The organism is Myxococcus sp. CA039A, from assembly GCF_013336645.1.
Taxonomy (GTDB): Bacteria; Myxococcota; Myxococcia; order Myxococcales; family Myxococcaceae; genus Myxococcus; species Myxococcus llanfairpwllgwyngyllgogerychwyrndrobwllllantysiliogogogochensis.
The window spans coordinates 15,370-41,052 of sequence record NZ_JABUMQ010000056.1 but is presented as its reverse complement, the minus strand read 5'-3'; the positions used below and the strand labels follow the sequence as shown (position 1 = coordinate 41,052).

Genomic DNA, 25,683 nt, shown 5'->3' with positions numbered 1-25,683 from the left:
AGGTTGTGGACCTCGGCGGAGGCGGGAAGGAGGGCGTGCGCGCGGCGGACGAGCTCGGCGGGGAGGGCCTCACCACTGCACACGACGCGACGAAGTCCGGAGAGCTTCTCGACACCCGGCTCCTCCAAGAAGGCGCGGAGCATGGAGGGGACGAAGTGGAGCGTGGAGACGCGCTGCTCGGAGATGAGGCGAACGAGGTAGGCGGGGTCCTGGTGACCGCCGGGCTTCGCGAGGACGAGGCGAGCGCCCGTCATGAGGGGCCAGAAGAACTCCCAGACGGAGACATCGAAGGAGAAGGGAGTCTTCTGAAGGACGGTGTCGTCAGGGGACAGGCCGTACTGCTGCTGCATCCACAGCAGGCGATTGACGATGCCCGAGTGGGAGTTGATGGCGCCCTTGGGGCGGCCCGTGGAGCCGGAGGTGAAGATGACGTAGGCGGGGGCGTCGGGCCCGGCGAGGAGCGGCAGCGAGTCTCGGGAGTGGACTGCGACGTCGTCCCACTGTGAATCGAGGCAGAGCACGCGAGAGTCGTGCTGGGGGAGGGCGGACTTCAGGTGCTCGTGAGTGAGGAGCACGGGGGCCTGGGCATCGTCGAGCATGCCGGCGAGGCGCTCGCGGGGATACGCGGGGTCCAGGGGAACGTAGGCGGCGCCGGACTTGAGGACGGCGAGCAGCGCGACGACGAGGTCGAGCGAGCGCTCCAGGCAGACGCCGACGAGGGAGCCCGGGCGAGCGCCAAGGGAGCGCAGGTGCCACGCGAGCTGGTTGGAGCGTGAGTCGAGCTGCGCGTAGGAAAGAGCAGAGTCTTCGAAGCGCAGTGCCTCCGCGTCGGGAGTGCGGCGAGCCTGGGCCTCGATGAGTGAGTGCAGGCACACGTCGCGCGGGAAGTCGTCCTGCTGGCCCTGGAAGTAGGAGCGCAGTTGGAGTTGCTCCTCCTGGGTGAGCAGGGGCAGCTCGGACAGCCGCGTGTCCGGGTTCTCCGCCACCGCGCCGAGCAGAGAGTAGAAGTGCCCGCGCATCCGCTGGATGGTCGCGACGTCGAAAAGGTCGGTGTTGTATTCGAGCCAGCCGAAGATTTCGTCCGGTCGGTCCTCGCGCAGTTCCAGCAGCAGGTCGAACTTGGCCGAGCCCGGGTCCACCAGCAGATAGGTGGACTGGAGTCCCGGCATCGACAGGTCCTGGCGCGGGGTGTTCTGGAAGCTGAACATCACCTGGAACAGCGGGTGACGGCTCAAGTCACGCGGGGGCTGCAGCTCCTCCACCAGCTTCTCGAAGGGCAGCTCCTGGTGCGCGTACGCGGCCATGCACACCTCCTTCGCGCGGCGCAGCAGCTCGCGGAAGGTGGGGTTGCCGCCCAGGTCATTGCGCAGCACCAGCGTGTTGACGAAGAAGCCGATCAGCGTCTCCAGCTCCGGCACGTTGCGGCCGGCGATGGGCGAGCCGACGGTGATGTCCGTCTGTCGCGAGTGCCGGTGCATCAACGTCTGAAACGTGGCCAAGAGCGTCATGAAGAGGGTGGCCCCCTCTTGCTGGCTGATCTCCTTGAGGGCGCGCGTCAGGGCCACTGGCAGGGTGACGAACTGGCGGGAGCCGCGGTAGGTCTGCTCGGGCGGGCGGGGCCTGTCGGTGGGCAGCTCCAACGGCGCGGGCAGTGTGCGCAGGTGCTGCTTCCAGAACTCCAGCTCCGTGCGCAGCCGTTCGCCTTGCATGCGCTCGCGCTGCCAGACGGCGAAGTCGGAGTACTGGATGGCGGGCTCGGGCAGGTCATGCGACTGGCCGGTGACGCCTGTGGCGTAGAAGGCCATCAGCTCGCGGACGAAGACGCCCAGGGACCAGCGGTCCGTCACCAGGTGGTGCATGGTGACGAGGGCCACGTGGTTGTCGGGGCCCAGCCGCAGCACCTTGCCGCGCAGGAGCGGCCCGCGCGCCAGGTCGAACAGCCGCTGGGACTCCTCGCTGGTGCGTCGCTCCACCTCGGCGTCCTGCTCCTCTTTCGACAGGTGCGAGACGTCCTCGACCGGGACGAGCAAGCGCAGCTCTGGCAGCACCACCTGGACGGGGATGCCATCCTCGCGCGCGGCGAACACGGTGCGCAGCGACTCGTGGCGCCGCACCACCTGATTCACACAGCGTTCCAGCAGGGCGACATCCAGCGCGCCGGTGAACTGGACGGTGATGTGGACGTTGTAGGCGAAGGCGCGACCGCCCTCGAGCTGGTCCACCACCCACAGTCTCTGCTGCGGGAAGGAAGCGGGTGCGGGCCCGGTGTCCTCCCGGCGCGGGATGGTCCGCTCCACCGCCTTCGTGGTCGCGTCCTGAAGCTGTCCCTTCTTTTCCTTGAGAAGCAGTTCGTACAGAGCGCGCTGCTTGGGGGTGAGCTTCTCGAGGTTCTTGTTCCCACTGCTCATTACAGACTCCGAGCGCCAGCCCTGGGGGGCCAGGAAGCGCGAGCAATTGCCGACCGACAGGCTGTCGGTGCGTCGTCACGGGGATGGAAGGGGCCGGGCAAAATGTATCAAGCCATCGCCAAGGATGGCTGACGCCCTCGCTGCAGCACCCGGTGGTCGAGCCACCAGTGAAACATCAACAGTTGTATTCAAGTATGCGCGGGGCGCGCGGCAATACGAGACACAGTCTGTCTGGCGGGCTGCAGTGAGTGTCGAGGGGGTCGGACATGCTCCATGCAGAATCCCATTGTCCTGGAGATTCTCCAAAATTGGGCACGCACCAGAATCTCAGCATGTGGGATTTTCCAGGCGAGCAAGGGGACGCGGGAATCGCTGGGGCTCCAGGGAGAATTCCCTTCACTGTGCGCCATCCAGAGCACCACCTGCGGTGATGAGGCTGCCGTCGTTGCCAGGTGGGACGCACGCTCAGTGATTCGAACGAGGACGCTTCCTATTGCCAGGAATCCTGCGCTGCACCGGTGCGGGCGGGAGTTTCCGCGAAAAGCTGGCGAGGGTGGCGAACGGGCGCATCTCCACTGGCCCGGACATGGGGGAGGGCGTCGGTCCTGGGCGCACCGCTGCTACCTTGACATGGCTCTGCTGAAATCAGCCCCAGACGGCCGGTGCTTGATGCCGCCAAGGGCCACGGCACGCGGGAAATGAAAAGGGGCCGGACCCGGAGGTCCAGCCCAGCGCCCGAAGGCGTCACTGCGAGTCTGCTGCTGGGTGGCACGTACTGCTGCTTGCCATGGCATGTTTTGCTCAACGCCTCTCGGCTTCACCGCCAGCAGTCATGCGCCCTCATCAGGCCTCAGTACTTGGTGAAGCTCCAATGACCAGTGCCATATGAGTCAAACTCAACGAACCAACTGGGGCCAGTATTGCCGCAGGCCCCGTGGGGATGGAATTTCAACGTGATGGGGGTCCAGATGGAGGGCGTCGAACACATCCAATACCTCTCGCCGGTGTAGATATGCTCACAACCAGGGTCAATACGACTGAACACGAGGTTTCGATAGATGGGCTGATTGTAAAAGCAGTTGCCCGGCGGCCATGCTGGCGATGTCGTGATTCCGCTGCCAGTTGCGTCAATGGTGATGAGGTGATCGCCGCCGGCGCCAAGGTAATAGTTTCCGATAAGAGCATCGCTCGGGTCAAGATTCGCCTTGTTGATGCCTGGCTGTTGCTCCTGATTGTTGGCGGTGTCTGCCGGCCCTCCGCATGCAATGGTGGAGAGGGCGAGGATGGTGAGGAGGAGGCGGGTTGGCTGCATGCTGTGACTCGCGTGCAAGGTGTGAAGCCGTCAGTCTGACCGGCATTGCATGTCTATCATGGTGTGCGGCTTGATGGCTGGGGAATTCGTTTGGCAAGCCAATCCTTACCCGGAGGCTACTGTTTGAGTAGCCGCTCAACGACTGGTGCCTGGTTGAAGGGACTGCTGGGCAGCGGGCCGTGGGCGGGACAGCGCTCGACAGCGGTTACCGCAACGTGACACATCGCCAGCCGTAGCGGAACTCGACAAGGAGCGGCTGAATCTCAACACGTTGTCGAGTTGGTTCCCACGCAGTGCGAGGGTTGCGGGCACCGGCCGGTGGCCAGGGATTGCGAAGCGCGCCGGCACCAGATGGTGGCTGGACTTCCTGACGGACACGCAAGCGAACCCTGTCGTCAGCCGCTCATGTCCCAGCCGGGGACCTTGGGCTAACAAGCCTCACACCGTCTTCACCGTGAGCTCCTTGGCCACGTCGATGAAGAGTCGCAGGGGCCCCGAGCGCTGTGCCCTGCTCGGGAAATAGAGGAAGAACCCCGGCACGGTGGGCGCGTACTCCTCGAGCACTCGCACGAGCCGTCCGGTGCGCAGTTTCTCCTTCACCGCCGGCTCGAAGACGTACGCCAGCCCCAGGCCCTGTTCCACCAGGGCCAGCGTCAGTGCGCGGTCGTTGGTGAGCACGCCGCCTCGCACCGGCACCCGCCAGTTCCTGCGCCCGCGCTCCAGCTCCCAGGCGTAGAGCCCTCCGCTCGAGGGCATGCGGATGGTGAAGCACTCGTGACGCAGCAGGTCCTCGGGACGCTGCGGCGTGCCGTGGCGTTCGAGATACGAAGGCGCACCCACCACGACGAAGCGGAAGGCAGGGGAGAGGCGTATCTGCACCATGTCGCGCTCGATGGCCTCGTGCAGCCGCACGCCCGCGTCGTAGCCCTCCGCGACGATGTCCACGAGTCGGTTCTCGGCGACGACCTCCACCTCCACTCGGGGGTGGCGCGCGCGGAAGGCAGGAAGCACCGGGGTGATGACGAAGGGCACCGCGACTTCCGGCACCGTCAGCTTCAGTTGCCCCACCGCTTCGCCCGGTTGCGCCGACACCTCCGTGAGGCTTGCAAGCGCCTGGCCGAGGCCGGGTCCTGCACCCTCCAGCAGACGCCGTCCCGCGTCCGTGAGTGACATGCTGCGGGTGGTTCGGGCGAAGAGCACCACCCGAAGCTGCGCCTCGAGCTGACGCACGGACTGGCTCACTGCCGCCGGAGAGACGCTGAGCTCGCGCGCCGCCGCGCTGAAGCTCTTCAGGCGTGCCACCACGAGGAAAACCTGAAGCTGTGGGAGGAGCGTCGTCTTCATGAAGAGTGTCCGTGTGAGTCACAGAGGCCACGCGTGGCGCCCCGAGCGGCGGTGTCCATTCAGCGAAGGCGTCCTGTCAGAGCAGCCCATCTTCAATCGCAGCTTCAAGGCCCATTGCCAAATCCCCATCTGGCCCGCTGCTTCCGTGGCAGCTACTTCTCTTCTCGCCGGACCGGCCCCACCCCCCCCGCCAACTCGCCCGTCCCAGCTCGGCCTCCGCGCCGCCACCCTTGAGAGGACCGACATGAAACGGCTCACCCTGACCGCAATGGTGCTCCCTCTCGTTGCCGTGGCGTGTGCCCACACGACCGAGGCTGGGACGCAGGTGGCCGCAACGTCCCCGAGCGACGGCGCGCAGGCGCTGCGGATTTCCCGGAGCGGCTCGCAGGCCCCACGCCAGGGGCCCGCCGAGAACTTCACGGGGGCTGTACGTGTCGACCCGCTGTTTCACGCGAAGGCGCCGTCCCGCACCTCGGGCGCGTCGGTCACGTTCGAGCCAGGCGCCCGGTCGGCCTGGCACGCGCATCCCCTGGGCCAGGTCCTCCTCGTCACCGAGGGCGTGGGGCGGGTGCAGCGCTGGGGAGACCCCGCCGAGGAAATCCGGCCAGGAGACGTGGTCTGGATTCCCCCCGGCCAGAAGCACTGGCATGGCGCCTCGCCCGAGCACCGGATGACGCACATCGCCGTGCTGGAGCACCTCGACGGAAAGACCACCGAGTGGATGGAGAAGGTCGGCGATGCGCAGTACGGCGCCCCCACGACGGAGGGCCGGCCACCGTCCGAGGTACCGGCGCGCACGGGCGCGGGTGGCGCGGGGCAACCCACCCGGGCTCAGAGCCTCATCGGTGACTTCTCGCCCAAGATGGTCGAGCTGACCGACGGCGTGCTCTTTGGGGACATCTGGGAGCGCCCGGAACTCTCCAAGCGGGACCGCAGCCTGGTGACCGTCAGCGCCCTCATCGCGATGAACCGTCCGGACCAACTCCGCTCCCACTTCGCCCGGGCGCGTGAGAACGGGGTGAAGCGGGAGGAGTTGATCGAAACCATCACCCACCTGGCGTTCTACGCGGGCTGGCCGAGCGCGATGACGGCGCTCGCGGTGGCGAAGGACGTCTTTGAAGCCAGGTGACGATGGCGAGGGTCGAAAGAATTCCCAGGGGGTAACCCAGATGCGAACGCAGCGGCCAGGACGGTTCATTCAGGGGACGCTCGTCGTGATGAGCGTGGCGTCGAGTTCATGTGTGAGTCCCACCAGGACTGGCGCGACGACGTCGGAAGGACTGGTGCTCCAAGAGCAAGGGAGCTTCGCCGTTGGAGGGACGGTGGTGACCAGTCCAGGGACGTTCGACCCGCTCCGTCCTTCTTCGGAGGGCGCAACGCTCCACGGAGACCACGCGTATGTCTTCTATCAGGTGCCGAACGACGCGCGTCGACTCCCGCTGGTGTTCTGGCATGGTGCTGGCCAGTCCTCGAAGACGTGGGAGACCACCCCTGACGGTCGGGAGGGTTTTCAGAACCTCTTCTTGCGCCGCCGATTCGCGGTCTATCTCCTGGACCAGCCCCGGCGCGGTGACGCGGGGCGCAGCACCGTTCCGCTGACCATCCCCGCGACTCCCGACGACCAGACCTGGTTCGGCATGTTCCGGATGGGAGTCTGGCCGGACTACTTCCCCGGCGTGCGGTTCTCGCGTGAGCCGGAAGCGCTCAACCAGTTCTTCCGCTCGATGACGCCGAACACGGGGCCCTTCGATGCGGAGGTGAGCGCGAACGCTGTCTCCGCCCTCTTCGACCGGATGGGGCCGGGCATCCTCGTCACGCACTCGCAAGGAGGAGGTCCTGGCTGGTGGGTCGCGATGCGGAACCCGAAAGTTCGAGCGGTGGTCTCGTATGAGCCGGGCAGCGGCTTCGTCTTTCCAGAGGGGGAGGTGCCTCCGCCCATGCCCAGCCTCACGGGCCCGCTCGAGGCTCGCGGCGTTCCGTTGTCTCAGTTCATGCCGCTGACCCGGGTCCCGATCGTGATGTTCTTCGGGGACAATATTCCGGAGGGGCCGTCGCCGAATCCAGGGCAGGACAACTGGCGGGTTCGGCTCGCGATGGCGCGGCTCTGGCGGGACGCCGTGAATCGCCATGGCGGGGACGTCACGCTCGTCCACCTGCCAGAGCTCGGCGTCCGAGGGAACACCCACTTCCCGTTCTCGGACACCAACAACGTGGAGATCGCGGACCTTCTGTCGAGGTTCCTCGCCGACAAGAACCTGGACTGAGCCGACCTGCCTGCCTCCGCGTGGAGACTATTGCGACGGACCGCTTGAGGAGGCGAAGTCATCTACCCACCCCAGCGCCTGCCCTGCACCGAGGAGAGGAGGGCGGTACTCGGCCTGGTAGGGCTCGTAGAACCGCTCTGGGTGAGGATGCGCTCCTTCAGGCGCTGGCGTCCCCGTGAAGTCAAAATGAGCGCCGACATGTCGAACGAACAGGGCATGCCAGCGCTCCTCCTCCCCGAGTTGCTCCGGAGTCAGTCGGTACAGCACCCACCGCCGCGTCTCATCGTGCGCGGCGATGAGATCTGGCTCCGCGACGACATAGAAGCATCGCTCGCCTCGGTACTCGGCCATGCCCTCGAGGGGGCCATCCCAGTAGTTGGAGACCCAGAGAAGCTTCACCTCCTCCGAGCGGAGGTGGGGAAGCTTCGTCAGGTCGAGTTCTCGAGGATGCTCCGTCATGCGCCGTGACTCAGGACCGTAGCAGCCTCACGTCTGGAGCGGGTGGCGCTCAGCCGTCGTTCGGATTTTCGGGCGGCTGGTCGGTGGGCATCTCGCCCAGCATCGGGAAGAAGCTCCCGTCCCGGTCCGCACAGAACGGATACGGCACCACGGAGTGTTTTGAGAGGTTGAGTCGCTTGTTGGTCCTGTCCTCGCAGTCCGCGAGTTCCTCGTAACCGGACTCCTTGAACATGGCATCGCCGAGCGCCTTGTACTTCTTGTGCAATGCCTTCGTGTACTCTTCCCCTTGCTTGTCGCCCTTCTCCATCTCGGCGATGTTGTCGGGTTTGATCTCCAGGACCTGGCATTGGTGGATGCAGTCAATCCGACACCCGCGGCCCTTGTAACGCGGGTTCGGATTGTCGCAGTACGTGGCCTCGATGGAGATCTCCGAACCCTCCGAACAGCTCGAGGCCTGGCGGCGCTTGTGCTCTTCCTGTCCGTATCGGATGTGCGCCCGGACCTTCGGGCTGTTCGAGCCGAGCAACTGGCCCTCCTTGATGTTCTCGATGCTCTTCATCCTCGAGCTGAGCGCACTCTGGAGCTTCGGTGCGGACTTGACCTTCTTCTCCGCGACGAGGACCTCGACGGCCTTCAACATGCGGTCATATCGCCCGGTGATTGAACCCCACTGGCTGTTGAGCGTCGACGCATAGCTGTCCGAAATCTCCTTCACCTTCTGCTCCCAGTCGTACTCCTTGCAGAAGGCGTCGCGGATGGCATCGGCGTCCTGCTTCGCGGTCTTCCGGAACGCGAGGACATCACGCTCCCATTCCAGGAAGTCCTTCCGGAGTGCGCGGTAGTTCTCCGCGATGCCCACCGCATAGCGGCTGAGCTCCTGCCCCGCGCGCGCGACGTCGGGGTTCTTCTCTCCGAGGACGAGGTTCTTGCACGGGTCCTTCTCGTAGATCTCCGAGCGCCGGGTGTTCCAGTAGGCAAGTATCTTGTCGGCGGAGGCATCGAGGTTGCTCTTGATGCTCGACCAGTTCCCCTCGGTGAAGGAGAAGGTCTTGGTGGCCGCCACGCGGCGCTCCATCGCCTCTTTCTGGCGGTCGGTCTCCGCCTTCTTGCCCGTCCACGTCCGTTCAAGTGAGTCGGACATCTCCTTGAGCTTCACGACCCCTTGCGCGTGGTTGTCCTTGTTGCCGATCTGCTCACGAATCGTCTCCTGGAGTCGGACCTCGTCCGCGCGGCAGGCTCGGACGTCTCCTTCGAGGAAGTACTGCTCGGACTTCAGCCTGCGAATCGACTCGATGGCTTCCTTCAGCGACCTGGTGGGTGCCGGCCAGCGTTCCACGAGCTGGCGGGCCTCTGAGTCCTCGCCCTGGATGTCCTTCAGGTCACCCAGGAAGCCGAGCACGTCCTCCACGGCGCGAAGCGCTTCGGAGATTTCCGAGGACGCATCGCCGCTGCGGGAGTCCAGGTCCTTGACCTTCGAGGCGATGGTCTGCAATCGCTCATCGAGCTTCTTGCGTATCACCGTGCGGACCTGCCCGAAGTTGCCGAGCTTCGACATCGCGTCCTTCGCCGCGTCGAACTCCTTGCCCTTCGCGACCTCGACGCACTTCGACTTCGTCTCTTCCATCCGCCGATTCCAGCGGTCCCAGATATCGTTGACGCCGTCTTGAAGTTCGCCCTTCACGTCCGACCAGCGGTTGTGTGACTCGGAGAAGTTCCGGGCATAACTCCGCCAGCGGTCCAGCTCGCCGTGGACCTCCTGGTGCTTCCGGTATTCGTCGTTGTAGATGCGGCCAATCTTCTCGGCTTCATCTGGAATCTTGAAGACCCCCGTCGGGTCCTTCTTGTCGACGAACGTCTGGATGAAGGATTTCAGGTTCCTTTCGGCCTCGTTACAGCGCTCGGCGAGGCGGGACTCGTCCGCCTTCACCTGCGCGTCCTTCATCCGCTTCAGGTACTGCGCCGACTCCCGGAACTTCGAGATGTAGTCCAGGTAGGAGTTCGCCATCGTCTTGCCCGGGTCATTCGGCGGGTTCAGCGACCTGAGTCGCTCCACGTCATTCCTGACGTTGCCCAGGGTGTCGAGCGCGGAGTCGATGTCGCTGGAACTCGAGTCGGAGACAATGCCGTCGAGCTTGTCCTTGATGCGGCTGAGGTTGTCTTCAACGGCGCGCACCTTGTCGTCGATTTCATCCGCCCCGGCGGGCAGGGCGACAAGCAGTACGAGCATCCCCGCGGTCAGTGTCTTCTTCATGGTCATCCCCCGGTCTCCAGCTTCCTGGGCCGCGCGCCCTTCACCTGGGCGTTCTTCGGAAACAGCTGCGCGGCCGCCTTCCAGTCAAACGCCTTGCCCAGCCCGGCCTTCGCCGGCTCCGCGCCGATAGACGGCGGTGAGACCTGCTCCCACTCCTCGGCGGTGAACCGGCTGGTCTGCTTCGAGGTTCGAGCGAACCAGCTCGCGTAGAGCGCGGGGTCCAGGTCGAATCCTCCGTCGGCGACGATGTTGCCTGCCTGCTTCTTGAAGGGGAGGTCCGCCAGCAGGTGCATGGACTTCTCGTCCACCGTGGGCGGTGGTGTCCCCTGCGTGGAGCGGAACGCGGCCCAGTTGCGGAAGAACGCGTTGTCCGTCAGGACCACCTCTCCCGGATTGGCGCTGGAGCGCACCGCGAAGTTGTCGATGTACTGGAACACATTCCCGTCCAGCACCGCGGGCGCGTTGCCTCCCAGCGCGACCCCGGTGCCCGTGGAGCTGGAGCCGTCATGGGGGCGGTTGCGGTTCCAGATGAACAGGAAGGTGTTGTCGCGAATCCTCGCGGGCCGCGTGCCGAAGCCTCCGGTGACGCGGATGCCGTCGGAGACCATGTTCACCACGATGTTGTTCTCGAACGTCACCGCGTTGCTCATCCGGACCGCGGCGCCCGCGCCATTGACGAAGGTGCAGTTGCGAATCACCGTCTCCGGCGAGGACACCCAGACGTGCTCGCTGTCGGGAGAGAGGTTGACGTCCAGGAAGCCGTCCGGGTCATACCGGTTGAGCGTGCGGCGATCCAAGACGAAGCCATCCACGATGAGCCCGGTGTGGTCGCCATTGCCCTCCAGCAGGTACCCCTGCGGAGACGTCTTCGAGTCGGACGGCCAGTGGAGGAGGGTGGGGGTATTCCAGGGGTCCCTGCGCTGGAAGTCCCGGTCCCATCCCCCGAGCAGCGTGAGGTATTGCTTGCCGTCCACCACCCACTTGCCGCTCTTCAGCTTGCCGCCGTACTCGCCCTGCGAGACCAGGATGCGGTCTCCGCGCTGGGCCTGCTCCAACGCCTGGAAGGGGTCCTTGAAGGGCCGCTCGCGCGAGCCATCGCCCTCGGTCGCGCCGGCACGCACGAACCAGTCCCGTCCCTTCGGGCGGGCGGCCATGGCGAGCTCCTTCTCGAAGGGCTCGACCGAGTCGATGACGAGGGCGTACCGAGGATTGCCCTCGCGGGCTCTCGCGGTGCCGCGCACGACGAAGAGGTCCCTGGGCGGGCCCGAGCCGTAGTTGGGGATGGCGTCGATGACGCGCTCGGCGGCGGTCCCCTTCCTGAAGAGTCCCGTGGCCCGCGCCTCGTTCTTCTCGTCGACCAGGAAGACGGCCTTGTGGGTCTCCCGCGAGGTGCCCACCGGTCCGTTGTCCGGATTCGCCACGCCCTGGCTTCCGACGATGACCTCCACGTCCTTGCCGTCGTGGCCCTTCGGGTTCGCCTGGATGCTGGTGAGACTCACCCGTGTGTAGACCTTGGCCGGCGCCGCCGAGGAGGCCGTGGAGAAGGTCAGCTTGAGTCCCTTCGCGCGAGCTCCCTGCGTGAGTGAGGCATTGCCTGGAGAGACGAGCTGGGGGACGGCCCCCGGCGGATAGGCGGGCGCGAAGAGGGTGAGGGGCTCGCCCGTGGCGGGGAAGCCCGCGCCGGTGCGCGTCTCCTCCCAGGCCTTCGCGTCGAACTTCTTCCCGCGCCCCTCGCGGCGGGTGAACCGCTCGTACCAGGCCTGCTCGAAGGGGAGCTTCGGGTCCACGGCGACGTTGCCGCCCGCCCGCGCGAAGCCCACGTCCTCGGCGTCCTCGATGTCGGAGTCATCGAGCGAGGACTTCTTGCCCTCGAAGTAGAAGGCGGCGTTCGAGAAGAGGTTCCTCCAGAACGCGTTGCCCTGGAGCGTCACCTTGGAGGGCACCGTCACCTGGGCGCCGTGGTTGTCGGAGTGGACGACGAGGTTGTTCTCCAGGAGCGCCTTGTTCGTCACGTCGATGCCGGCGCCATCGGTGCCGCCCTCGGCGATGGCCTTGGTGGCCCAGATGAACGCGATGGTGTTGTTGCGGAGGGTGACGGGCGGGTCCTGGTCTCCGCCGCCCTTGGAGATGATGGCGGCGGAGATGGAGTTGACGATGACGTTGTTCTCCACCACGGCTCCGGGCGACGTGCGCACGGCGTGGAGGGAATTGACAATCATGCAGTTGCGCAGGACGCCGCCCCTGGCCAGGTCCACGGCGCCGTTGCGGTGGAGGGCGCTCGCGTCGAAGTTGCCGCCCTCGCCGACGTAGTCATAGGTGTCCTGCATGTCGATGAAGAAGCCATCGATGGTCGCGCCCGCCGTGTCTCGCTGGGCGCTGGTGCTGACTCGGGCGAGCGAGACATCCGGACGGTTTGGCGAGCCCTTGCGCCAGGTGAGCTCGGTGAGGTTCTTCCAGGGGTTGCGCTCCTGGAAGGCCGCGTCATAGCCGCCGAGCAACCGGACTCCTGGGAAGACGAGCTCCCAGTTTCCACGCTCCAGCTTGCCGTAATACCGCCCCGCGGCGACGTGGACCGCGTCGTTCGCCTCCAGGCGCTCCAGCGCCATCCAGGGGTCGGCGAAGGGCCTTTCCCGCGAGCCATCACCTCCCGTGGCGCCCGCGCGGACGAACCAGTCGCGCGCCTGGGCGGGAGCTGCGAGGCAGACGGCGGCCAGGATGAGCATCCAGCTCATGACACGGTGCATGAAGAACTCCTCGGGAGAGTCAGCGAGAGGCGCGACTCGACCGGCCCGTCTTCACACACTTCACGCTGTCGTCATTTCCAGCACCGCGACAATGGCGTGCACAAAGGTGACATCAGCCAGGAATAAGCCCTGGCTCAGGGGAGCTGGCGAGACTTCGCGCTCCATTGCGCGACCATCAGGTCGATGAAACGTCGCACCTTCGCTGGCAGGTATCGTTTGCTCGGGTAGATGGCCATGATGGGGACGACCTCCGTCTCGCAAGACGGCAGCAGCGCCTTGAGCCGCCCACTCGCCAGGTCTTCGTCGACCAGAAAGTCGGGAAGATAGGCGATGCCCTGTCCCGCGACGGCCGCATCCCTGAGCGCCTCGCCGCTGTCGAGACGAAGGCGGCTTCGCCCCTCCACCTTCACCGAGGAGCCGCCCTTCTTGCGCAGCTGCCAGTGTTGTCGTCGCGTCCGGCTGCTGAATATCAGGCAATCATGTGTCGCGAGTTCCTCCAGCGTTTCAGGCTCGCCGCGCGCCTCGAGGTAGGCAGGCGCGGCGCAGAGGACCGCCCGGTGTTGAGCCACGAGCCGTGAAACCAGGCGCGTGTCGGTGCTGGTCGTGTTGATGCGCACGGCCAGGTCGTAACCCTCCTCGATGATATCCGCGACGCGGTCCGTGAAGCTCACCTCCGCCTGCACTTCGGGCCAGGTCCGCAGATAGTCCCGCAGCAAGGGGAGGACATGCCGTCTGCCGAAGGCGTCGGGCACGGTGAGCCGCAAGGTTCCCCGGGGGTGGCCCGTGCGCTGACCGACGCTGGCTTCCGCTTCGTCCAGGGCCGCCAGGACTTGCAGGCAATGCTCATGGAAGACACGGCCATCGTCGGTGAGACTCACGTGGCGCGTCGTACGATTGAGCAGCCGCACCCCAAGGCGGGCTTCCAGCCGGGCCAGGGCCTTGCCAGCCGTCGAGCGTGTCAGGCCAACGGCCCGGCCTCCGCCCACGAAGCTGCCCGCGTCCACGACGGACATGAAGACGAAAATCTCATCCAACTGGGCGCGTTTCATGGAGGTCCCTCATTGTAGCCCCCAGCGTCGCTGGAGAGGCGAACGCCGTTCGTCAATGGCCTCGGTATACGAGTCCGGCAATCACCTCTTCACGCCGGGGCGACGACGTCCCCGAAACGCTTCCCGGCACAGCCCACTGGAGCGCACTCATGCCCGTCACCCTGCTCAACCCCGAAGGACTCCCGAAGACCGACGCATATGGATACCGACAGGTGGCGATTGCCACCGGCACCCGGCAGGTGCACGTCGCGGGGCAGGTCGCGTACGACGCGAATGGCCAACTCGTCGCACGCGGTGACCTGGCGGGACAGGTGGCGCGGTCCTACCGCAACGTCGCCATCGCGCTCGCGGCCGCTGGGGCGACGTTCCGTGACGTCGTCCGACTGACGTTCTACGTGGTCGACTGGAAGCCCGAGATGATGCCCGCCTTCCTCGCCGGCATCGAGCAGGTCGCCGCTGAGTTGCAGATTTCGCCAGCGCCGGCCTCGCTCATCGGAGTCTCCGTGCTCTTCGAGCCGGGCGTCCTCGTCGAGATTGAAGCCACCGCGGTCGTGGGCTGACCCACGTCGTAACCGAGCGTCCATTCGACAGCGGAGGAGTGGGGCCAGGACGGTTGTGCAGGCCCGCTCTCTTCGCGGATGCTCCAGCGATGACGGTCGAAGCCGAATCAGCCATGCCCCCGCCCCGGCCTCTCTCATTCCGGCGCAGGGCCGTGGCGACCCTCCTCGCGCTGTTCAATCCCGGTGTGGGCCATGCACTCATGGGACGGTGGCTCCGCGGAGCGCTGTGGGTGGGCGCCATCGTGGTGCTCAGCGCGAGCCTGCCGTTCGTGGGCTTCGTCGGCGTCGTGGTGATGCTGGCGCTGTACGTGGCGGCCGTCGTGGATGTGGCGCGTGTGGCTCCACCCGCCGTGGGCGTGCCCTCGCGCTGGCGTGCGCTGCTGATAGTGGTGGGAATCTGGCTCGCGAGCAGCGTGGTGCTGAATGAGATTCGCGCCAGCGTCACGACGTCCTGGCGCATGCCGTCCGGGGGAATGCATCCCTCCCTCCTGCAGGGAGAAGTGCTCATTGCGGACGCCACGGTCGCGCCTCCGCTGAGGCGTCGCCCTCTGCTGCGCGGTGAGGTGTTGGTGTTCGACCCCCCGCACACTTCAGAAGGACCTTTTCTGCAGCGCATCGTCGCATTGGGCGGTGACACCGTGCGGATGGAAGCTGGCAGGCTGTGGCTGAACGGCCAGCCCGTCTCGCGCCGGCTCACCGAGGACGCGTGCATCGCAACCGACCCGCCGCGGCAGGCGCCCGGATGCGCGGTGTACGAGGAGTTGTTGGGAGAACTCAACTACCTCATCCAGGTCGGCGGGGAAGGAGCGTCCCTCCCGACGGAAGAGGGACGATGCCCAGCCCACCTCGAACTCGAGGGCACGAGCTGCAAGGTCCCCGAGGGGCACCTCTTCGTCCTGGGAGACAATCGCGACAACAGCTTCGACTCGCGTTACTTCGGCGCCGTGCCGGAAGCCAACATCCGCGGTGTGGGCTCCTACATCTTCTTCTCGTGGGCACCCGAAGGCAGGGCTCGGTGGGACCGGCTCGGCCAATGGCTCCGGTGAGCATTCAGGGTGCTGTGGAACTCCACGAGAACGCCGGGCGGGGTTCGCATCACGTGGCGGATGACGCCGTGCAGGCTCCAGACAACAGCTTCGGCTCCAGTTGCAGGCTGCGGCCTACAACGCGGGCGGCGGGGCTTCGTCCTTTCGCATGGTTGGAGGTGGCCTGCGCCTTGCTCTGTGGACCAGGCAAGTGCTCGCAGAGGAGCAGGCTCACGGTTGCTCCCGTTCCATCCCCACACCCCAGGATTTCCCCATGCTTGGTCCCCTGAAGCGCATCGTCGACAACAGCATCGTCCGCTACTTGAAGGACGAGCCGAGTCCTCGGCCCACGCCCACTCCACGGCCCGCACCCTCGCCGGGCCCCGTGGACAGCTTCGAACCTGTTCCAGCGCCAAGGACAACTCCCTGCCCGCACCCGGGCCCGGCGCCGTCGAACGCCAGTACCGGTGGGCCGAACTGCCCGGACCCGGCGCCCCTGACGCCTCCGTCCACCGACCCGAAAAACCCGACGCCGAAGATGCAAGTCCGTCCGGCCAGATCGGACCGCTACGATGAGTCCCGCAACGGAACGGACATCGACACCATCGTCCTTCACCACACCGCCGATAAGTCCGACAAGAGCAGCCTGGAGACGCTCACCGGCGAGGGGGGCGGTCTCATCGGTGAAGCCACTCGATGGGCGAAGGAGAAGAAGAACGGCGGCAAGGTCAGCGCCCACTACGTGATTGGAAAGGATGGGACCATCTATCACCTCGTCGCCGACGAGAAGCGTGCCTGGCATGCGGGTGGGGGGGCCGTGCACGGTGATAAGTCGAAGGACGTCAACGACCGCTCCATCGGCATCGAAATCGTCAACGACGGCGACGGCAAGGATGGCTACACCGAAGAGCAATACAAGGCGCTCGAGCAGCTCGTGCCCTATCTCTCCAAGCGCTACGACGTCCCCACCAAGAACGTCGTGGGCCACAAGGAGACCAACCCCGACAAGAAGGACCCCTCGGAGAACTTCGACTTCGGGCGTATCACCCGCGCCACCGAGAAGGTGCGGTGAGGGGCACACAGGATTCCAGGCCTGCCCGGAGCCCGTGTCGTGCGACAACGATGGGCCGTGAGTCAGGCGGAGCGCAGCTCTTCCGGGGCGCCCTCGCCAACCTCGAGGTGCGTTCGCAGCCAGTGTGCCAGCGCGTCTGCCTCCTCCTGGTCGGGGAAGCTGGCGATGGCTTCCTGGCGCGCCTCGCCGTCGGCGGTGGAGAGCTGGAGCGTGAGCTGATAGCTGCTCACCCGCTCCTTCTTGGGCATGTGAAGCTGGGGTTCGACGCGGAGAGACCGCACATCGCGCCACCGGACGTCGAGCCGGTGTTTGCGTTCGGAGAAGGGCGGCAGGGAGAGGCTTCGCGCCTGGGTGTGGAGGCGCACGTCATGGTGCCCTGACTTCAGCCGTTCGCGCGCCCACCGCCCGGCGAGTACACCGCAGGCGATGATGACCCCCCAGGTCCCCACGCCCACGGGCAGCGGGGCGGTGAATCCCCCCATGAATCCCCCGAGCGCGAAGCACGCCTGGGAGGAGCCCACCAGGGCCAGGGACACCCGGATGGCCGGCCGCGGCCCATCGAGCGTCACGCACTCGCTGCCGTCCTCCCGGGTGAAGGTGGACAAGCGGAACGGCTCGTCTTCCTTCGGGGTCCACCGCACCACGACCCACAGCCAGAACATCACCAGGTTGAAAGGCATCGCGCCCATGAGCGTGAACAGCCCCCAGCTATCCATGCCCGCCTGCAACACCGCCTCCGAGGGCTGACCAGGCCGGTAGTACACGGGGACGCTGGCCCCGAGGGGGTAGCGCGCGAGCCGCTCCTCCTCGTACCTGCGTATCCCCGAGCTCCCTGCGTTGAAGCTGTGCTTGTCGCCCTCGTAGGGCTGCCCGTCGACGGAGTAGGTGTAGGCCAGCTTCACCTCGCGCCTGGAGCCCTTGCTCGTGTGCACCATCACCACCTCGCTCCGGGTGATGGTGCCCTGCACGGAGGGCCAGCTCGCCACCTGTGCCTGGCGGACCATGGCGGAGATGGCGAAGAAGTCCAGGCCCCCAATGAGGACCGTCACCGGCAACACGACCACGATCATCAGGAGGGGCGAGCCCACGCGAACAGACATGGCCCCAGCCTATAGGGATACTCCGGAATGAACGAAAGGACGTCCGCTACGGGGCCCCCCTCCCGCAGGGTCCTGCGTGACGTCGCCCGCCGGACGGGTCACGTCGCCCATCACGAGCGTTTTCGACGCGGGCCCTTGTGCGGAGGCACTGTCGGCTCGGCCAGCGTCGCCATGGCGTCCACGAAGAGTCGGACCTTGGCCGGGAGATTCAGCCGGCTCGGGTAGACGGCGTGGATGGCCCGTGACATCGCGGGCCGGGGACCGAAGAGAATCTTCAGCCGGCCCTCACGGACGGCATCCCGGCAAAGGATGGCGGGGACGCGCGCGATGCCGACCCCGTCAATCGCCGCGTCGCACGCGAGTTCGAGGTCATTCACGGTCAGGACCGGGTCGATTCGAGACTTCACTCCCTCGGCCTCCCACGTCTCGAACGCACTGAAGCCAATGCAGCGCGCGGAGCGGAGGTCCCTGGCGCTCGGCATGCCGTACTTGGACAGGAAGCGGGGGCTCGCGACGAAATGGAACGGACTCTCACCGAGCTTTCTCGCCACGAGCGACGAGTCGTCGAGAGGGCCGATGTGAATCGCGACGTCCAGCCCCTCTTCGATGAGGTGGATGCGGCGGTCCGCCAGCACCAGCTCCACCCGCGCCTGGGGATGGCGCGCGAGGTACCGTGAAACCACGGGTGTCAGGTATCTGCGCCCGTAGAGCACCGGCGAGGAGACCCGCAGCAAGCCCGTGGGCTCTGCCTGCCGCTGTTGCACCTCGCTGTTCGCCTCGTCGATCTGCGCGGCGATGGCGGCGCAGCGCTCGTAGTACGTCGCTCCGGCCCCGGTGACCCGCAGGCGCCGCGTTGTCCGTTCGAGCAGGCGCACCCCGAGCCGCGCCTCCAGATTCCCGATGCGCTCGCTGACGGTCTGCTTGGTGATGCCGAGCTGGCGCGCTGCTCGGGTGAAGCTCTCCTCTCGAACGACCGCGACGAAGAGCATCATGTCGGCAGGTGGAATCATGACCGTCAATCCTAACCTGACAATGAGTTCGCCCTTGGCCACATTGTCAGGGCAGCCCTGGCGGCATCATGTTGCCGCTTGCCAACCTCAGGAGCTCATACATGAAGCTGTACTTCGCCCCTCGAACCCGAGCTACGCGTGCTCGCTGGTTGCTGGAGGAACTCGGGGTGCCCTACGACCTGGTCAAGCTTGACCTTGCTCGACAGGAGAACACCGCTCCCGCCTACCTGTCGGTCAATCCGCTGGGCGAAGTTCCCGTCCTCGTGGATGGAGACGTCACGCTGCTGGGGGCCCTGGCCATCTGCCTCCATCTGGCTGACCTGTTCCCGGAGAAGGGCCTGGCGCCGCGGATGGCTTCCGCGGAGCGCGGCCTCTATTACCAATGGATGGCCTTCGCCGAGGTGAGCCTCGAGCCCGTGGTGATGGAGTTCCACGGACACGCGCAGTTGCCCGAAGAGCGGAAGGCGGCCGCGCGCTCGAATGACGACCTCGCGAAGCTCGGGACTCGCCTCGCGACCCTGCTGGATGTCATCGACGAGGGACTTGGCGGCCGCGAGTTCCTGGTGGGACACGCGTTCACCGCCGCCGATGTGCTGATGGCATCAATCCTCCACCTGGCGAACACGCTGACGCTGCTCGACGGGCATCCGCGGTTGGTCGAGTACGTCAGAAGTCACACTCGACGCCCGGCGGTGAGGACGGCGGTTTCAGGGTAGGACACGGTGGATGTCTCAAGGGGCGCGTTCGAAGACGGCCACCGCCTGGTCGTAGTCGACCGTCACGCGAAAGAACCTCAGCGCATTGCCTCCCAAGGCTCCTTCGACGGGCTTGTCCATGAACTGCGACATGAACTCACGGAAGTTCGGGTCGGGCCGGGTGGTGAACCAGACAGGGCCGACCTCATGACCCGCCACCTCGATGCGGGGAACCTCGATGAGCGTTGAGCCTGGAAGGTAGGTGTCTCCATCCTCGATGACCCGCCAGTCCGGGTGACGCTGGTGCCAGCGCTCGAAGGTGGAGCGAGTGATGAAGTTCGTCGCCCGGGTCGCCGGCCGCTCATCCGCGAGCACCTTCCTGGCGGACTCCGTGAGAGACAGCATCGCGCCCGTGTCGAAGAGCAGGTCGAGCGTCTCTCCGTCCACCCGAACCTGGATGCGAGGAAAGTTCGCCTGCCGCTTTCCCGTCGCATCCGTAGGAAACCCCAGCGCCACCCGGTGCGCGGGAGCAACCTCCGGAACGTCTCTCGCCGCGCGCAGCCACAGCTTTCCGCCGGGGTAGTCGAAGGTCCAGACCCGTCCGGCGAACCAGCCCTGACCGAGCAATCCATCCCCGAGTTCAGACAGGACCCTCTCCATTGCCGCTACGGGGAGCTGTCCCTCGGTGCCTTCGGGCATTGGCATCCAGGCTTCATTTCGGAAGTCAGGCATCCGTACCCAGTCCTTGGAATCCTCACTTCCTGCCGCTCTGGCAATCCGTTGCAGGCCCAGTCGCGTCACGGCATCCGCCAGGATGAAGAGGCCTCCCCCCGTGTCCGTGTAGAACGTCAACGTCTGCCCTTCGCGCGTCACGGGCTGCACGAAGAATCGGTCCTCGCTGAACTTCACCGGCAGCGCGAGCGGTCGGCCGGGCACCGGTGCGGGAGTCTTGAGCGCGTCACTGGGGCTCGGCGTGGTGGCGCAGGACACCAACATTCCGAAGAGCATCAACAAGAGTCGCTGCGGCATGCGTGCGGTTCCTTTCGGGGTGTTTCCATCCTGCGACATTCACCACGGACTCCGGCGCGTGAACCACCGGGTCGAGCAGGCCGCTGCGCAGCACCGTGCAACGCCTTGCGCAGACGACGCCCGCGGGACGCAATATCAGGCAGACACCGTCGTGGCCCAGGTGGTGCAAGCTGGCGTCCACGACTCAACAGGGAGCACCTGCTCCTCTCGATGCTTTCCGGGCCCGGCGGAAGCACTCATCCCCCACCTCACGACCGCCATGCCTTCCACGTTCCCTCGTCACGCATCCAGGGGAGCCCTGCGCCTCTGTCTGGGTGTCGCGCTCCTCGCCTGGATGGGTTGCCGCTCACGACCTCCCGCCGAGCCCGTCGCCGCGCCCACGAGCACGGCGGTCAGCGCGCCCTTCGACGTCGCCTCCGTCATGAGGCAGGTCCACTTCGCGTACCGCCCCGAGGGCGAGCAGTGGAGCGGGGGCCATTCGAACTATGAGGTCCGGGCCTCCACGAACGGAATGTCGCGGTGGCGTCCAATGGCGTGGACTCTGGAGTTCCTCCAGGAGGGGCGCGTCGCCGCCTCCCGTCGATCCTGGAACCGGTAATGAGAGGCCAGGGACGTCCGGATGTGGCTGTGAGGCGCATCCAGGGGCGGGCGCCTCGGCGCCGTTTGCCTTCGCGCTCGTGCTCCTCCTCGGACGGCTTGCGCGCCGGGGTTCCCGTTCGTTTCTATCGGTATAGGCAGCACACGCTTAGAGTGCTCCCCGTCACGTCGTCAGGCCCAGACGGGCCGGGAGCCAGGAATGTCGCCGACGCTGAAGTGGGTGCTTGGAGCGCTGGTGGGACTTCCGTTGATGTGCTGCGGCTGCGGCGGCATGTGGTTCCGGGGTCAGTTTCCCCATGAGGAGGCACTCGCGCGGGTCGTGAACCATCAGCAGGTCATCCAGACACTCGGCGCGCCCGTGAGTGGCAGCTTCTTCTTCTCGGGCACGACCCAGGCTCGTGACGATAACGCAGTCGCCGAAATGCAGATTGCTCTCTCGGGAAGCAAGCAGGACGGCGTGCTGCATGTGAAGGCGGTTCAGACAAGCCAGGTCTGGGGATTCAGCCGCCTTCGAGTGATGGCGCAGGACGGCAAGGTCATCAACGTCGTCGCCGAGTTCTGAACAGGCCCATGATTCGGCTCGATGAACTCGGTGAAGTGACGACGTTCGCGGAAGTCGCCAGGCGGTTTGCCGGAGCGGATTGGCTCACCTCGTTCCTGGAGACCGAGGATTTCAACGACCCGGAGACCAATGGCATCGTCGTGCCACGCATCGTCAATGGCAGCGTGCGTTGCGAGGACACCATCAAGAGCGGGCGCGGCCCATGGGCCGTCGTCATCGATGGAGACCTCGAGACAAGTGGTGACCTCGTGTGCAGGACCAACGACTACCTGTCGAGCGCGCTGGTCGTGACCGGCGACGTGCGAGCGAGAAACGTGCGCTTCGCCGCGAGCGCACGCGTCGAGATAAAGGGCGACCTGATTGTCGGCGGCGGGCTCGGCATCGTGAGTGGAGCGTGGGGCGACGGCGGCGCGGTATTGGTGGCGCGCTCGTGCGAAGCCGCACTCGTGTTGCTGGATGGCACCACGTGCGTCGACGCGGACCGGTGCCGCCGCACGGTGGTGTGTGGGGCGCGCGGTTGGACCGAGTTCACCCCCGACATCCACGACCACGCGACGTTCGATGAAGTGTTCGAGCCCACCGTGTTCGATGCGGACGGCTCTGTCGACTATGACCGCGTGATGTCCCTCGCGAACGCAGGGCACTCCGCGCTGAAGCCCGAGGTCGAGGACCGGCTGCGTCAGGGCAAGGGCCTGGCACCACGCGCGGCGCTCACGTGGCTGGCGAGTGATTCGCGCAGCCAGGCGCTCATGGCGCTCGGCGATGACGCGTCGATGGCGGTGCTCGTCGAGCTGTTGGCGGAGCGCGGCCACTCGGTATCCATTGAGAGCCTTGCGCGCTCGGTGCGAGCCATGCGTGGAGTTCGTCTCGGTGGACCGGCCCCAGGCACTTGAACCAGGGCCTGACGCCGCCCTCCTGGCGCAGGCATCCTGGCGCTCCCGATTCGTTCCTCTTCAATCAACAGGCCCGGGCGCTCACCACCGTTGGCTCGTTGTCCCAGACCTCCATCACCCTGAGCAACGACCCCCAGGTCGACCGTCCAAACCGCACTTTCAAGAAGATATACGTCACCAATAACTAACGCCCTCCGGTCAACCGCGGAAGGAATGCAGCGGCGTCTGTCGCACTTCAGAGGGCTCCTTGCCGGACGTGGGAAGGGCTGTGGACAGGCATTGACGCGCGTATCACGCAGTGACCGGATTGGGGGCGCCTGACGCGGAAGGTCCGGCTTCGCGCGGCAGGTCAGGGCCCGAGGAAGGGCTCGACGGTTGTAATCATCGCGGGGGACTCGAACAGGTCGTAGTGCGTGTGGCCGGGCAGGATGGCGAGGCTCGACTTGGGGCGACCGCTGCCGTCGAGGCCACCGTCGCGCTGGCCTCCGCCGAGCAGCTCGTAGAACCGCGCGATGTACGAGGGCGGCATGGAGTCCGCGTCCGCGAACACGAGGAGCACGGGCATGGCGAGCTTCGACACCTCCACGGACCAGTCGTAGGGGCGGCGCTGGAGCTCGCCGGTCTTGTCGATGAGGCGCGCGAAGCCCGTCGCATCGGGCGCGATGGCGGCGTAGGTCTGGTACACCGGCGCGGGCTTCATCATGTCGGCGAGCGCGCCCGTCAGGTGCTGGAACGCCGTGGCCACCTCCGGGTACCAGCCGGTACTGCTGAACGGTGAGCTCACCACGACGAGCTTGCGCACCCGCGACGGATGCTGGATGGCGAGGCGCAGGCCGACGCCCCCGCCGAGCGAGTAGCCCAGTACATCCGCTTGCGGCACGCGCAGCTCGTCGAGCAGGGCCGCGAGGTCGTCCGCCAACTGCTCGTAGCGCAAGGGGCGGTCGATGTCGGCGGTCCTGCCGTGGCCCTGGAGGTCGACCGAGATGACCTGGCGCCCCTGCGCGAGGCGCGTCGCGACCGGCGCGTCCATCAGGGTGTTGTGGAGTCCTCCGTGCAGCAACACGAGCGGCAGGGCTCCGTCAGTGGGGACGCCGCGCACCTCGTAATAGAGGCGCAGGCCATTCACCTGGGCATGGCCGGTCTTCGTCGGGAGGGTGGGGGTCGTCATGGAGGAAGCGCCTCGGGAGGAGGGAATGGAGGAGCAGGAGCTGGCGAGGAGGGACAGCGCGACAAGGAGCGTTCTCACGCGAGCACCTCCGGCAGACCGAAGGCGGCCATCAGCCTGGGTTCGAACGTCGTAATCTCGTGGATGCGGCCGTCGCGTACATGCAGCGCGTCGAGCTTGAAGGCGCGGAACGAGGGGTCTCCCGGTCGTCGCAGGTAGCTCATGGCCGCGGGCATGCGGTTGGCCCACGCCGGCACCAGTCGCCACTCGCCCATGGCATTCGCTCGCTCCATGAGCGGGAGCACCTGGTCCACGCCCTCGAAACACGCGGGCAGTGGGGGCATGGTCACCCGCACGTCGCGCGTGAGCAGCGCGATGGACGCCTTGCAGTCGCCGCTCTCGTGCGCCGAGATGAACGCCTCCAGCAGCGCGCGCTCGTCGGCGCTCACCGCGTCGCCGCGTGCGAGGGGCTCGTGGCGGGAGAGCGTGGCGCGGGCACGCTGGAGGCTGCTGTTGACCGCCGCGACCGAGGTCTCCAGCAGGGAAGCCGTCTCGGCCGCGGACCAGTCCAGGAGCTCGCACAACACGAAGGCCGCCCGCTGCCTCGGCGGCAGTCGCTGGATGACGGCCAGGTAGCCCAGGGCGATGGACTCGCGCGTGACGGCCTCCTCTTCAAGCAGGACGTCCGGGTAGGGCTGCAGCCAGGGAATCTCGGCGAACGAGCGCGCGGAGGCCGCCTGCCGCGAAGAGCTTCGCAGGTGGTCGAGGCAGGCGTTCGTGGCGATGCGGTACAGCCAGCGCCGCATCCCGGCTTCACCGCCGCTCGCGTCGAACGCATCGCGCGCATTCCACGCGCGCAGCAGCGTTTCCTGCACCAGGTCGTCGGCCTCCGCGAACGAGCCGACCATGCGGTAGCAGTGGAGATGCAGCGCGCGGCGGTGCGGTCGCACGAGCGCGTCGAAGGCGGTCATCGGGGGCGGGGAGGGTGTGGTCTCTATCATCCACACCCAAACGACGCGGAGGGACCGGAATCATCGGTCGACCGATGATTCCTCCCCGGCCCCAGTGAAAACGCGGGCTTGGCGCGGCTTCGATGCAGGCCCGCGCGAGGGCGGCTCAGAGCTTGAAGAGGTAGACGGCGCCGCTGTCCTCGCTGCTGTTGTCCGCCTGGTTGCCGTTGATGCTCTTCGCCTTGCTGTCCTCGTAGGGGACACCCACACCCAGCAGGTAGCCATCCGCCGAGAGCGCCAGGCGCAGGCCAAAGTTGTCGTTGACCCCCGTGTTGGAGGCTTTGACGTAGGCCTGCTGCTCCCACGCGGTGCCACTTCGGGTTCGGTGTCTCGTGCGTCGTGAGTCAGGCGGAGCGCAGCGCTTCCGGCGCGGTCGCATCCACCTTGAGGTGTATTCGCAGCCAGTGCGCCAGCGCGTCTGCCTGCTCCTCGCGCCCGGTGGCCCCGAGCACCTGCGTCGGGGTCGTCAGAACCGTCCCGACAGGCCCAGCATGCTCCCCTTCGCGTCGAGGGCGAGCACCGGCAGGAGGCTCACCTCGGCGGCGGGGGCCGAAGGCGCCATGTTCGAGGCGTGGGACACCTCGTAGCCGATGAGTGAGCCGGCCATGGCGAATGCCGGGAAGAGTAGCGGCGCGATATCCTCGTGCTTCTTCGGAACCAGCGTCGAGGCCAGCAGCCCAAGGCCGCCCCCGGTTCCAGCCCCCAGCAATACGCCACCGAAGGTCCCTCGGCCCCGGGTGGCCCGCCCACCCAACCAGACGCCCAGCGGAGCACCTATCGCGGCCCCCACGAGAAACCCACGCCCTGCTCCATCGAGGTTCAGGAAGTCGAAGCGGGACGGTGGATCCTCCCGCAAGCTCGTCGCGCCGATGATCATTCCGGGGATCGCCGCCGCCATCGAGGTCGCGGCCATGAGTCCCACCTCGGCCGCGATGCGCCCCACATACCGTCCACCACTCTCCTCCCGAGGCGCATCCACCAGCGGGGCCGGGCTGAGAGGCTGTGGGCTTGACGCCATCTCACCGGGCGACGCTTCGGCTTCCGATGCACGGCCGACTCCTGGCGCGAGGAGGACCCATCCGAGCGCCACGAACGACGACCAGGTCGACAGATGCCTGAGGGTATTCATGCCCG

At 66.5% G+C, this 25,683-nt stretch carries 24 protein-coding genes; 9 read left to right on the top strand and 15 right to left on the bottom strand.

The window, feature by feature from the left end; translation table 11 throughout:
- The 3 genes from HR086_RS12270 to HR086_RS12260 all read right to left on the bottom strand — a co-directional run.
- Positions 1–2,408 (bottom strand): condensation domain-containing protein (locus HR086_RS12270; protein ID WP_174465699.1); only part of this gene is annotated, 2,408 nt, incomplete at its 3' end.
- Between the two features lie 850 nt (positions 2,409–3,258).
- Positions 3,259–3,720, bottom strand: coding sequence for a hypothetical protein (locus HR086_RS12265; protein WP_174458778.1), 462 nt, complete (start codon positions 3,718–3,720; stop codon positions 3,259–3,261).
- Positions 3,721–4,158: 438 nt separating this feature from the next.
- A complete protein-coding gene (locus tag HR086_RS12260; protein WP_174458777.1) occupies positions 4,159–5,064 on the bottom strand; it encodes a LysR family transcriptional regulator in 906 nt (301 codons plus the stop codon).
- A gap of 244 nt (positions 5,065–5,308) precedes the next feature.
- On the opposite strand from HR086_RS12260, the gene HR086_RS12255 reads away from it, so the two are divergent.
- Together HR086_RS12255 and HR086_RS12250 are read left to right on the top strand one after the other, a co-directional pair.
- Positions 5,309–6,193, top strand: a complete 885-nt coding sequence (locus tag HR086_RS12255; RefSeq protein WP_174465698.1) for a carboxymuconolactone decarboxylase family protein — start codon at positions 5,309–5,311, stop codon at positions 6,191–6,193.
- Between the two features lie 112 nt (positions 6,194–6,305).
- Complete coding sequence (locus HR086_RS12250) at positions 6,306–7,328, top strand: alpha/beta fold hydrolase (protein ID WP_181790953.1); 1,023 nt, start codon at positions 6,306–6,308, stop codon at positions 7,326–7,328.
- Between the two features lie 27 nt (positions 7,329–7,355).
- Here the strand turns inward: HR086_RS12250 and HR086_RS12245 are convergent, their stop codons facing one another.
- From HR086_RS12245 to HR086_RS12230, 4 genes are all read right to left on the bottom strand, one after another.
- Positions 7,356–7,787 carry a hypothetical protein gene (locus HR086_RS12245; RefSeq protein ID WP_174465697.1) on the bottom strand — a complete coding sequence of 144 codons (432 nt, stop codon included), beginning with the start codon at positions 7,785–7,787 and terminating at the stop codon, positions 7,356–7,358.
- A gap of 49 nt (positions 7,788–7,836) precedes the next feature.
- On the bottom strand, positions 7,837–10,038 hold the full coding sequence (locus tag HR086_RS12240) for a hypothetical protein (protein WP_174464135.1): 2,202 nt from the start codon (positions 10,036–10,038) through the stop codon (positions 7,837–7,839).
- Positions 10,039–10,040: 2 nt separating this feature from the next.
- Positions 10,041–12,782, bottom strand: coding sequence for a right-handed parallel beta-helix repeat-containing protein (locus HR086_RS12235; protein WP_174465696.1), 2,742 nt, complete (start codon positions 12,780–12,782; stop codon positions 10,041–10,043).
- Positions 12,783–12,916: 134 nt separating this feature from the next.
- Positions 12,917–13,831: a LysR family transcriptional regulator gene (locus HR086_RS12230; protein WP_174465695.1), complete on the bottom strand. Its 915-nt coding sequence runs from the start codon at positions 13,829–13,831 to the stop codon at positions 12,917–12,919.
- Positions 13,832–13,980: 149 nt separating this feature from the next.
- Here HR086_RS12230 and HR086_RS12225 point away from each other — a divergent pair, with 149 nt between their 5' ends.
- The 3 genes from HR086_RS12225 (at position 13,981) to HR086_RS12215 (ending at position 16,488) form a co-directional block, all read left to right on the top strand.
- A complete protein-coding gene (locus HR086_RS12225; RefSeq protein WP_174464132.1) occupies positions 13,981–14,391 on the top strand; it encodes a RidA family protein in 411 nt (136 codons plus the stop codon).
- Between the two features lie 152 nt (positions 14,392–14,543).
- On the top strand, positions 14,544–15,437 hold the full coding sequence (lepB, locus tag HR086_RS48455; RefSeq protein WP_174465694.1) for a signal peptidase I: 894 nt from the start codon (positions 14,544–14,546) through the stop codon (positions 15,435–15,437).
- Positions 15,438–15,690: 253 nt separating this feature from the next.
- Positions 15,691–16,488 (top strand): N-acetylmuramoyl-L-alanine amidase, encoded by a 798-nt coding sequence (locus HR086_RS12215; RefSeq protein WP_174464130.1) that lies wholly within the window; start codon positions 15,691–15,693, stop codon positions 16,486–16,488.
- A 62-nt stretch (positions 16,489–16,550) separates the two neighbouring features.
- Here the strand turns inward: HR086_RS12215 and HR086_RS12210 are convergent, their stop codons facing one another.
- Both HR086_RS12210 and HR086_RS12205 read right to left on the bottom strand, forming a co-directional pair.
- Positions 16,551–17,588, bottom strand: coding sequence for a DUF3592 domain-containing protein (locus HR086_RS12210; protein ID WP_174465693.1), 1,038 nt, complete (start codon positions 17,586–17,588; stop codon positions 16,551–16,553).
- A 110-nt stretch (positions 17,589–17,698) separates the two neighbouring features.
- Positions 17,699–18,598, bottom strand: a complete 900-nt coding sequence (locus HR086_RS12205; protein WP_174465692.1) for a LysR family transcriptional regulator — start codon at positions 18,596–18,598, stop codon at positions 17,699–17,701.
- 101 nt (positions 18,599–18,699) lie between these two features.
- Between HR086_RS12205 and HR086_RS12200 the strand changes: the two genes are divergently transcribed.
- Positions 18,700–19,314, top strand: a complete 615-nt coding sequence (locus tag HR086_RS12200) for a glutathione S-transferase family protein (RefSeq protein WP_174465691.1) — start codon at positions 18,700–18,702, stop codon at positions 19,312–19,314.
- Positions 19,315–19,329: 15 nt separating this feature from the next.
- Here HR086_RS12200 and HR086_RS12195 read toward each other — a convergent pair whose 3' ends face one another.
- Entirely contained in the window at positions 19,330–20,322 is a 993-nt protein-coding gene (locus HR086_RS12195; protein WP_174464128.1) for a hypothetical protein, read from the bottom strand.
- Positions 20,323–20,601: 279 nt separating this feature from the next.
- Entirely contained in the window at positions 20,602–20,745 is a 144-nt protein-coding gene (locus HR086_RS12190) for a hypothetical protein (RefSeq protein WP_174465690.1), read from the bottom strand.
- 62 nt (positions 20,746–20,807) lie between these two features.
- On the opposite strand from HR086_RS12190, the gene HR086_RS49760 reads away from it, so the two are divergent.
- The 3 genes from HR086_RS49760 (at position 20,808) to HR086_RS12180 (ending at position 22,374) form a co-directional block, all read left to right on the top strand.
- Positions 20,808–21,056 carry an MYXO-CTERM sorting domain-containing protein gene (locus HR086_RS49760; protein WP_371745762.1) on the top strand — a complete coding sequence of 83 codons (249 nt, stop codon included), beginning with the start codon at positions 20,808–20,810 and terminating at the stop codon, positions 21,054–21,056.
- Between the two features lie 62 nt (positions 21,057–21,118).
- Entirely contained in the window at positions 21,119–21,481 is a 363-nt protein-coding gene (locus tag HR086_RS12185; RefSeq protein ID WP_174458762.1) for a cytochrome c oxidase assembly factor Coa1 family protein, read from the top strand.
- An 8-nt stretch (positions 21,482–21,489) separates the two neighbouring features.
- On the top strand, positions 21,490–22,374 hold the full coding sequence (locus HR086_RS12180; RefSeq protein ID WP_174464127.1) for a hypothetical protein: 885 nt from the start codon (positions 21,490–21,492) through the stop codon (positions 22,372–22,374).
- A 349-nt stretch (positions 22,375–22,723) separates the two neighbouring features.
- Here the strand turns inward: HR086_RS12180 and HR086_RS12175 are convergent, their stop codons facing one another.
- The 4 genes from HR086_RS12175 to HR086_RS12160 all read right to left on the bottom strand — a co-directional run bounded on the left by HR086_RS12175 (position 22,724) and on the right by HR086_RS12160 (position 25,462).
- Complete coding sequence (locus tag HR086_RS12175) at positions 22,724–23,542, bottom strand: alpha/beta fold hydrolase (protein ID WP_174464126.1); 819 nt, start codon at positions 23,540–23,542, stop codon at positions 22,724–22,726.
- A gap of 74 nt (positions 23,543–23,616) precedes the next feature.
- A complete protein-coding gene (locus tag HR086_RS12170; protein WP_217440900.1) occupies positions 23,617–24,510 on the bottom strand; it encodes an RNA polymerase subunit sigma-70 in 894 nt (297 codons plus the stop codon).
- Positions 24,511–24,655: 145 nt separating this feature from the next.
- A complete protein-coding gene (locus tag HR086_RS12165; protein WP_174465689.1) occupies positions 24,656–24,928 on the bottom strand; it encodes a hypothetical protein in 273 nt (90 codons plus the stop codon).
- Positions 24,929–25,015: 87 nt separating this feature from the next.
- Positions 25,016–25,462, bottom strand: a complete 447-nt coding sequence (locus tag HR086_RS12160; protein WP_174458757.1) for a hypothetical protein — start codon at positions 25,460–25,462, stop codon at positions 25,016–25,018.
- Positions 25,463–25,683 lie beyond the last annotated feature (221 nt).

Bases quoted from the DNA above. Each gene is read 5' to 3' on its own strand.
- HR086_RS12265 (WP_174458778.1), bottom strand. From the start codon at position 3,720: ATGCAGCCAACCCGCCTCCTCCTCACCATCCTCGCCCTCTCCACCATT.
- HR086_RS12260 (WP_174458777.1), bottom strand. From the start codon at position 5,064: ATGAAGACGACGCTCCTCCCACAGCTTCAGGTTTTCCTCGTGGTGGCA.
- HR086_RS12255 (WP_174465698.1), top strand. From the start codon at position 5,309: ATGAAACGGCTCACCCTGACCGCAATGGTGCTCCCTCTCGTTGCCGTG.
- HR086_RS12245 (WP_174465697.1), bottom strand. From the start codon at position 7,787: ATGACGGAGCATCCTCGAGAACTCGACCTGACGAAGCTTCCCCACCTC.
- HR086_RS12240 (WP_174464135.1), bottom strand. From the start codon at position 10,038: ATGAAGAAGACACTGACCGCGGGGATGCTCGTACTGCTTGTCGCCCTG.
- HR086_RS12235 (WP_174465696.1), bottom strand. From the start codon at position 12,782: ATGCACCGTGTCATGAGCTGGATGCTCATCCTGGCCGCCGTCTGCCTC.
- HR086_RS12230 (WP_174465695.1), bottom strand. From the start codon at position 13,831: ATGAAACGCGCCCAGTTGGATGAGATTTTCGTCTTCATGTCCGTCGTG.
- HR086_RS12225 (WP_174464132.1), top strand. From the start codon at position 13,981: ATGCCCGTCACCCTGCTCAACCCCGAAGGACTCCCGAAGACCGACGCA.
- HR086_RS12215 (WP_174464130.1), top strand. From the start codon at position 15,691: ATGCTTGGTCCCCTGAAGCGCATCGTCGACAACAGCATCGTCCGCTAC.
- HR086_RS12210 (WP_174465693.1), bottom strand. From the start codon at position 17,588: ATGTCTGTTCGCGTGGGCTCGCCCCTCCTGATGATCGTGGTCGTGTTG.
- HR086_RS12205 (WP_174465692.1), bottom strand. From the start codon at position 18,598: ATGATTCCACCTGCCGACATGATGCTCTTCGTCGCGGTCGTTCGAGAG.
- HR086_RS12200 (WP_174465691.1), top strand. From the start codon at position 18,700: ATGAAGCTGTACTTCGCCCCTCGAACCCGAGCTACGCGTGCTCGCTGG.
- HR086_RS12195 (WP_174464128.1), bottom strand. From the start codon at position 20,322: ATGCCGCAGCGACTCTTGTTGATGCTCTTCGGAATGTTGGTGTCCTGC.
- HR086_RS12190 (WP_174465690.1), bottom strand. From the start codon at position 20,745: ATGACGGAGGCGACGTCGAAGGGCGCGCTGACCGCCGTGCTCGTGGGC.
- HR086_RS49760 (WP_371745762.1), top strand. From the start codon at position 20,808: ATGAGGTCCGGGCCTCCACGAACGGAATGTCGCGGTGGCGTCCAATGG.
- HR086_RS12185 (WP_174458762.1), top strand. From the start codon at position 21,119: ATGTCGCCGACGCTGAAGTGGGTGCTTGGAGCGCTGGTGGGACTTCCG.
- HR086_RS12180 (WP_174464127.1), top strand. From the start codon at position 21,490: ATGATTCGGCTCGATGAACTCGGTGAAGTGACGACGTTCGCGGAAGTC.
- HR086_RS12175 (WP_174464126.1), bottom strand. From the start codon at position 23,542: ATGACGACCCCCACCCTCCCGACGAAGACCGGCCATGCCCAGGTGAAT.
- HR086_RS12170 (WP_217440900.1), bottom strand. From the start codon at position 24,510: ATGACCGCCTTCGACGCGCTCGTGCGACCGCACCGCCGCGCGCTGCAT.
- HR086_RS12165 (WP_174465689.1), bottom strand. From the start codon at position 24,928: ATGCGACCGCGCCGGAAGCGCTGCGCTCCGCCTGACTCACGACGCACG.
- HR086_RS12160 (WP_174458757.1), bottom strand. From the start codon at position 25,462: ATGGCCGCGACCTCGATGGCGGCGGCGATCCCCGGAATGATCATCGGC.